Here is a 6,117-nt window from a genome sequence, read left to right on the forward strand (position 1 = left end):
CCAGGTCGGCGTCGGTGTGCCCAATGCCCGGGATGGCGCAGCACCACCCGGCGGCCACCGACGTCGAGCACCGTCTCCTCGACCACCTCGTGCGTCGGCGCCCGCAGCTCGGTACGCGCCAGCTCCTCGGCCAGCGCCGGCTGCTCGGCGCGCATCTCCTCGTACGCGGCGCGGCGCAGCGCGTCCGGCCGGTCCCGCAGCGCCGCCACGGCCTGCGGGTGCGCGTAGATCGCGGTGTCCGGCCCGGCCAGCGTGGCGTTGCCGAAACAGTGGTCGAAGTGGTGGTGCGTGTTCACGATCGTCCACGGGTACGGCGTCACCGCCCGCGCCGCCGCCGCCAGTTCCCGCGCCTGCCCGGCCGTGGAGAGCGTGTCGACCAGCAGCGCCGCGCCGTCGCCGACCACGAGCACCACGTTCACCGCCAGCAGCGGCTCACGTCGCACGTGCACACCGGGGGCGACCTCGGTGAAGCCGGCGGTCATGACGGGCCGAGGGCCCGCTCGACGAAGCGCTGCCGGTCGACCAGCGCCCGCTCGACCCGGCCCTGCGCCGCCACTGTCGGACCGTCGGTGACAGTCACCTCGAAGACGAGCCGCTTCCCGTCGACCTTCACCAGTTCGGCGTGGGCGGCCACGGTACGCCCGACCGGGGTGGCCGCGCGGTGCTCCAGCTCCACCCGTACGCCGACGGTGGTCGACCCGGACGGCATCCGGGTCGCGGTGGCGGCCACCGTCGCCGCCTCGGCCAGCGCCAGCACGCGCGGGGTGCCGAGCACCGGCACGTCCCCGGAGCCCACCGCCTGCGCGGTGTCGGCGTCGGTCACTGTCAGCTCGACGCGGGCGGTCAGGCCCGGCGTGAAGGGCGACTCCGGCTGCTCCTGCATGCGGCCGAGCCTAGTGCAGATGAACGGGGGCCGTCCGGCGTCCGAGCCGCCGCGCCCGTGTCGTCCCCGCCCGCCCGCAGGCCCGCCCGTCGCCCGCCGTTAACCTTGTCCGCGATGGCCGAGCAGACACAATCTCCGACCCCCGCCCCCGACGCGACCACCGACTCGCCCGACGGCGGGCGCCGCCGTGTGATCGCGATGACCATCTGGGGCGTCGCCTTCGTGGCGGGCTGGCTCGTCATCGGCCTGCCCACCGACCCGGCGTACGCGTTCCTGTGGATCTGGGCCGGCACCGTCGCCTGGAACTCGGCCCGCCCGTGGCGCAGCCACCTGCGCTTCGCCCGGGACTGGATCCCGGTGGTGCTGCTGCTCGCCGCGTACAACCTGTCCCGGGGCTTCGCCGACAACGGCGCCACCCCGCACGCGATGGAGCTGATCGTCGCCGACCGGTTCCTCACCGGCTGGCTCACCGGCGGTGAGGTGCCGACGATCTGGCTGCAGGAGCGCCTGTACGACCCGTCCGAGGTGCGCTGGTGGGACGTGCTGGTGAGCTGGATCTACTTCTCGCACTTCGTGGCGACGTTCGCCGCCGCGGCCGTGCTGTGGATGCGCAACCGGCGGCGCTGGATCGCGTACATGTCCCGCTGGGGCTTCCTGTGCGCGGCCGGCCTGGTCACCTACTTCGCCTACCCGGCCGCGCCGCCGTGGTGGGCGGCGCAGAACGGCCTGCTGACCGAGGTCGCGCGGATCTCCACCCGGGGGTGGAAGGAGATCGGCATGCACGGCGCGGGCAATCTGCTCAACGCCGGGCAGATCGCCTCCAACCCGGTGGCCGCGATGCCGTCGCTGCACACCGCGTTCGCGCTGTTCGTGGTGCTGTTCTTCATGCGGTCGGTGCGCAAGCGCTGGTGGCCGCTGATGCTGGCGTATCCGCTGGCCATGACGTTCACGCTGATGTACAGCGGCGAGCACTACCTGATCGACGTTCTGGTCGGCTGGGCGTACGTGGGCATGACGTTCCTGGTGGTCGGCCTGGCCGAGCGCTGGTGGGCGGCGCGGCGGGCCCGGCGTGCCGGTGAGCCCGCCGGCGCGGCCGACGTGCCGCAGCCCGCCACCGCGGCCGAGGCCGACGCCCCCGCGGACGACCGGGACGCGGTGCCGGCCGAGCGACGCTAGCCCCGCTGGCGGGTCAGCGGCGGTGGTCGGCCCGGCGCGCGGCCCGCGACCGCTCGGTTAGCTTCTGGGCCAGGTTCAAGGAATGGGCCAGTCCCGTTCAACCGCCGTCTTCCCGGTTCCGATTGCGGTGTTCCGGGTGAAGGGGGTGCCAGTTTTATTTTTTTTTTTCGCCGGCCCCTGCGTGACGCGCACGCTCTGGATCCGGGCGTACGGCACCAGCGTCAGCTGGCGGGTCAGCAGCCCGGACCGGGCCACGAAGACCCGCTCGTCGAGGCCGGCGCCGACCACCTTATCAGCGGGCGCAGCCAGCGGGCCCGGGACGGGGGCGGCGTGCCGGGCAGCTCGTCCAGCCGTACGCCGGGCAGCACCTCCGCCACCACCAGCGCCGGTGCCGGCGTCGCCGACCGGCAGCAGCCGGTCCGGGCGGTTGCGGTCGTCCGGCTCACCGGCCGAGTAGCCGGCCACCTCCAGCCGCAGCCGCAGCCAGCCCTTCATCCGCCAGAGCAGCGGCCAGGTCGCCCGCACGGTCTGCACCCGGTGCAGCGGCACCGTCTGCACCCGCGTCTCCAGCAGCCCGTTGTGCACACGCAGCGTGCCGTCGTCCCGGTCGAGCCGGAAACTCCAGTCGTCGAGCACCCGCCGGACCGGTTGCAGCACCACACCCGCCATCGCGGTGAGCGTGCTCGCCACCGCGATGAACGACCACGAGCCCTCGGAGAGGAACTGGGCGCCCACGAACACCACGCCGACCGGCAGCAGGAACGCCTGCGGCGTGAGCAACTGGCTGACCAGCAGGTCCTGGTTGCGGACGACGTGCAGCCGGCGGCCGGCCGGCGCGGGCGCGACAGGCGTACCCGGGGCGGCCGGCACGCCCGGCTCGGCCACGGCGGACGGGGCCCGACCGGCGACAGCGAGCAGCCGCTGCCGCAGCGCGGTGGCCTCGGCCACGCTGAGGTAGGCCAGCGGCGCCTCGGTCTTGCCCCCGCCGACCACCTCGAGCCGCAGCTCGGCCAGGCCGGTGAGCTGGGCCAGCAGCGGCCGGACCACCTCCACCGCCTGCAACCGTTCCAGCGGGATGGCGCGCGTGCGCCGCCACAGCAGGCCCTCATACACGCGCAGCTCCCGGCCCACCAGGTGGTAACCGGTGTTCCACCAGCTCACCACGGACAGCACGGTGGCGCCGAGTACGAAGACCGTGACCAGCAGGGCGAACCAGCCGAACCCGACCCGCGACAGCGTCGACCAGGACAGACCGGCGATAACGACGACGAGTGACTTCGCGCCGTGCAGCGCGGGGCTCAGCGGATGCAGCCGCTGCCGCGGTTCCTCCCCGTCGGACGAGGGCGCGGCGGCCGGACCCCATGGTCCCGGGTACGGCGGAGCGGGCGCGGGCCACGGCCCGGGCGTCGCGTCGGCTGCCGTCCCGTATCCGGGCGGGGGCCCGTAACCGGGTGGTGGCGCGTATCCGGGCGGCGGTCCGTAGCCGGGCGGCGCGGCGGGCGGCCCGTAACCCGGTCCGGGCGGCTGTTCCGGACCGACCGGCGGTGGGGGACCGGGCGCCGCCCCGGGCCGGTCGTCGTGGGGCCGCGGCGCGCCGGGATCGCTCCGGTCGCTCACAGGCCCTCCGCCCGGTCCTCGCCCAGCGCGGTGAGCCGGTCGCGCAGCCGGGACGCCTCGGCCGGACGCAGCCCGGCACCCGGGCGTCGCTGGCGGCCGCCGCCGTGTGCAACTGCACAGTGGCGAGGTCGAAGGCACGCTCCAGCGGACCGGCGCTCACGTCGACGAACTGCATCCGGGAGTACGGCACGATGGAGAGCCGCCGCACCAGCAGACCGTGCCGCACCAGCAGGTCGTCGTCGCGCTCGGCGTACCCCCAGGCGCGGACCGCACGCACGATGGTGATCGCCCGCCAGACGCCGATCAGCAGGGCCACGCCGACGGCGGCGCCGAGCAGCCAGTGCCCGGACAGCGCCCAGGCCACGCCGAGCACCACGAGCGCCACCGCCAGCCCGATGCCGAGCCGGATCAGCTCCACCCAGATCAGGTCGCGGGAGATCGGCCGCCAGTCGACGGTGTCCGGCCAGGGCTCCAGCGCGCTGCGCGACGCGGGCGGGAGGCCGGTGTGGCCGTCACCGCTCACCGGGAGGACCTGCCGTGCTCGCCGCCGGTACGGGCTCGGGTCGTCTGCTCGCTCACGCTTCGAGCGTAGGCGATCAGGGAAGCGGGACCACCTCGCGGAGGAAGCCGCGTGCGTCGAGGAAGTCCCCGAGGGAGTCCCGGTGCGCCGGGCAGGCGAGCCAGGTCTTGCGCCGGTCGGGCGCGTGCAGGCGGGGATTGTGCCAGCGAAGCTGGTAGGCGGCGGGAGCGCGACACCCCCGCGCCGAGCAGATCAGCTCGTCTTCGGGGGCGTTGGGAGTCGTCACCGGGGCGAGTCTAGGCGTCGCACGCCGGGAGTTTTAGCGCCGGGCGGCCACGGGGGGAGCCGCCCGGCGACGGGGTGAATCGTACACACTGCGGACCCCTTTTTGTCCACCCGTGTTCAGCGTTTTCGTGCGGCGGTACGGCGTGGCCGGACGGCGCGGCGAAAATCGTGCCTCTCCCACCCTCGGCTCTCAGCGAGGCATGACAGTCTTGATACGCACCACGCCGCGACGACGACCCTGCTGTGGAGGACCGGTGGCCCAGCCGACCACACCCGACGTGCCGAACCCGACCGAGGCGCCGCCGGACGCCCCACCCCCGGCGGCCACCACCCCGGCGCAGGACGCCACGCTGCTGGAGCGGGCGCTGTTCGAGACCAAGCGGGTGATCGTCGGCCAGGACCGGATGGTCGAGCGGATGTTCGTCGCGCTGCTGGCCCGGGGGCACTGCCTGCTGGAGGGCGTACCGGGCGTGGCCAAGACGCTCGCCGTGGAGACGCTGGCCCGGGTCGTCGGCGGATCGTTCGCCCGGGTCCAGTTCACGCCGGACCTGGTGCCCGCCGACATCATGGGCACCCGGATCTACCGGCAGTCCAGCGAGAAGTTCGACGTCGAGCTGGGTCCGGTCTTCGTCAACTTCCTGCTCGCCGACGAGATCAACCGCGCGCCGGCCAAGGTGCAGTCGGCGCTGCTGGAGGTGATGAGCGAGCGGCAGGTCTCCATCGGTGGCGAGAGTCACCGGGTGCCGGACCCGTTCCTGGTGATGGCCACCCAGAACCCGATCGAGCAGGAGGGCGTCTACCCGCTGCCGGAGGCGCAGCGGGACCGCTTCCTCATGAAGATCGTCGTGGGCTACCCGACCGACGCCGAGGAACGCGAGATCGTCTACCGGATGGGCGTCGCCCCGCCGGAGCCGGCCCGGGTGTTCGACACCCCCGACCTGATCGCCCTGCAGCGCAAGGCCGACCAGGTCTTCGTGCACAACGCGCTCGTCGACTACGCGGTCCGGCTGGTGCTCGCCACCCGGGCGCCGGCCGAGCACGGCATGCCCGACGTCGCCCAGCTCATCCAGTACGGCGCCAGCCCGCGCGCCTCGCTCGGCCTGGTCCGGGCCACCCGCGCGCTGGCGCTGCTGCGCGGGCGCGACTACGCGCTGCCGCAGGACGTGCAGGACATCGCGCCGGACATCCTGCGGCACCGGCTGGTGCTCAGCTACGACGCGCTCGCCGACGACGTGCCGGCCGACCACATCGTGCACCGGGTGATGTCGACCATCCCGCTGCCCGCCGTCGCGCCTCGTCAGCAGGCCGCGCCGCCGCCGGCGGTGCCGCACAACGGATGGCCCGGGCAGCGGCCGTGACCCCGCCCACCCGGCTCGCCACCGGCGACCGCTCCGGAGCCGTACTGGCCCGGCTCCAGCTCATGGTCACCCGCAAACTGGACGGGCTGCTCCAGGGCGACTACGCCGGGCTGCTGCCCGGCCCGGGCAGCGAGGCGGGGGAGTCCCGGGAGTACCGGCCCGGCGACGACGTGCGCCGGATGGACTGGCCGGTCACCGCCCGCACCACCATGCCGCACGTGCGGCGTACGGTCGCCGACCGCGAGCTGGAGACCTGGCTGGCTGTGGACATGTCGGCC

General features: G+C 74.1%; 5 protein-coding genes and 3 pseudogenes. 3 read left to right on the plus strand and 5 right to left on the minus strand.

Annotated features, from left to right (window positions below):
* Both MCBG_RS29910 and MCBG_RS29915 read right to left on the minus strand, forming a co-directional pair.
* Positions 1 to 482: pseudogene (locus tag MCBG_RS29910) on the minus strand (MBL fold metallo-hydrolase); the annotation flags it as partial.
* The gene (locus MCBG_RS29915) at positions 479 to 883 is read right to left on the minus strand and encodes a thioesterase family protein (RefSeq protein WP_030504258.1); all 405 of its coding nucleotides are present in this window, start codon (positions 881 to 883) and stop codon (positions 479 to 481) included. The gene MCBG_RS29915 and the pseudogene MCBG_RS29910, both read right to left, overlap by 4 nt.
* A gap of 114 nt (positions 884 to 997) precedes the next feature.
* On the opposite strand from MCBG_RS29915, the gene MCBG_RS29920 reads away from it, so the two are divergent.
* Positions 998 to 2,059 carry a phosphatase PAP2 family protein gene (locus MCBG_RS29920; protein ID WP_043329720.1) on the plus strand — a complete coding sequence of 354 codons (1,062 nt, stop codon included), beginning with the start codon at positions 998 to 1,000 and terminating at the stop codon, positions 2,057 to 2,059.
* Between the two features lie 13 nt (positions 2,060 to 2,072).
* On the opposite strand, the pseudogene MCBG_RS29925 reads toward MCBG_RS29920, so the two are convergent.
* The 3 genes and pseudogenes from MCBG_RS29925 to MCBG_RS32155 all read right to left on the minus strand — a co-directional run bounded on the left by MCBG_RS29925 (position 2,073) and on the right by MCBG_RS32155 (position 4,482).
* Positions 2,073 to 3,370, minus strand: a pseudogene (locus MCBG_RS29925) (PH domain-containing protein).
* Positions 3,371 to 3,672: 302 nt separating this feature from the next.
* A pseudogene (locus tag MCBG_RS32150) lies at positions 3,673 to 4,199 on the minus strand (PH domain-containing protein).
* A gap of 73 nt (positions 4,200 to 4,272) precedes the next feature.
* Positions 4,273 to 4,482, minus strand: a complete 210-nt coding sequence (locus MCBG_RS32155) for a hypothetical protein (RefSeq protein WP_069087711.1) — start codon at positions 4,480 to 4,482, stop codon at positions 4,273 to 4,275.
* A gap of 253 nt (positions 4,483 to 4,735) precedes the next feature.
* On the opposite strand from MCBG_RS32155, the gene MCBG_RS29935 reads away from it, so the two are divergent.
* Complete coding sequence (locus MCBG_RS29935; RefSeq protein ID WP_043329721.1) at positions 4,736 to 5,839, plus strand: AAA family ATPase; 1,104 nt, start codon at positions 4,736 to 4,738, stop codon at positions 5,837 to 5,839.
* Positions 5,818 to 6,117, plus strand: a 300-nt coding sequence (locus MCBG_RS29940) for a DUF58 domain-containing protein (protein WP_043329722.1), incomplete at its 3' end; no start/stop codon positions are given. The genes MCBG_RS29935 and MCBG_RS29940, both read left to right, overlap by 22 nt.

Source organism: Micromonospora sp. M42, assembly GCF_000568915.1.
Lineage (GTDB): Bacteria > Actinomycetota > Actinomycetes > Mycobacteriales > Micromonosporaceae > Micromonospora > Micromonospora chalcea.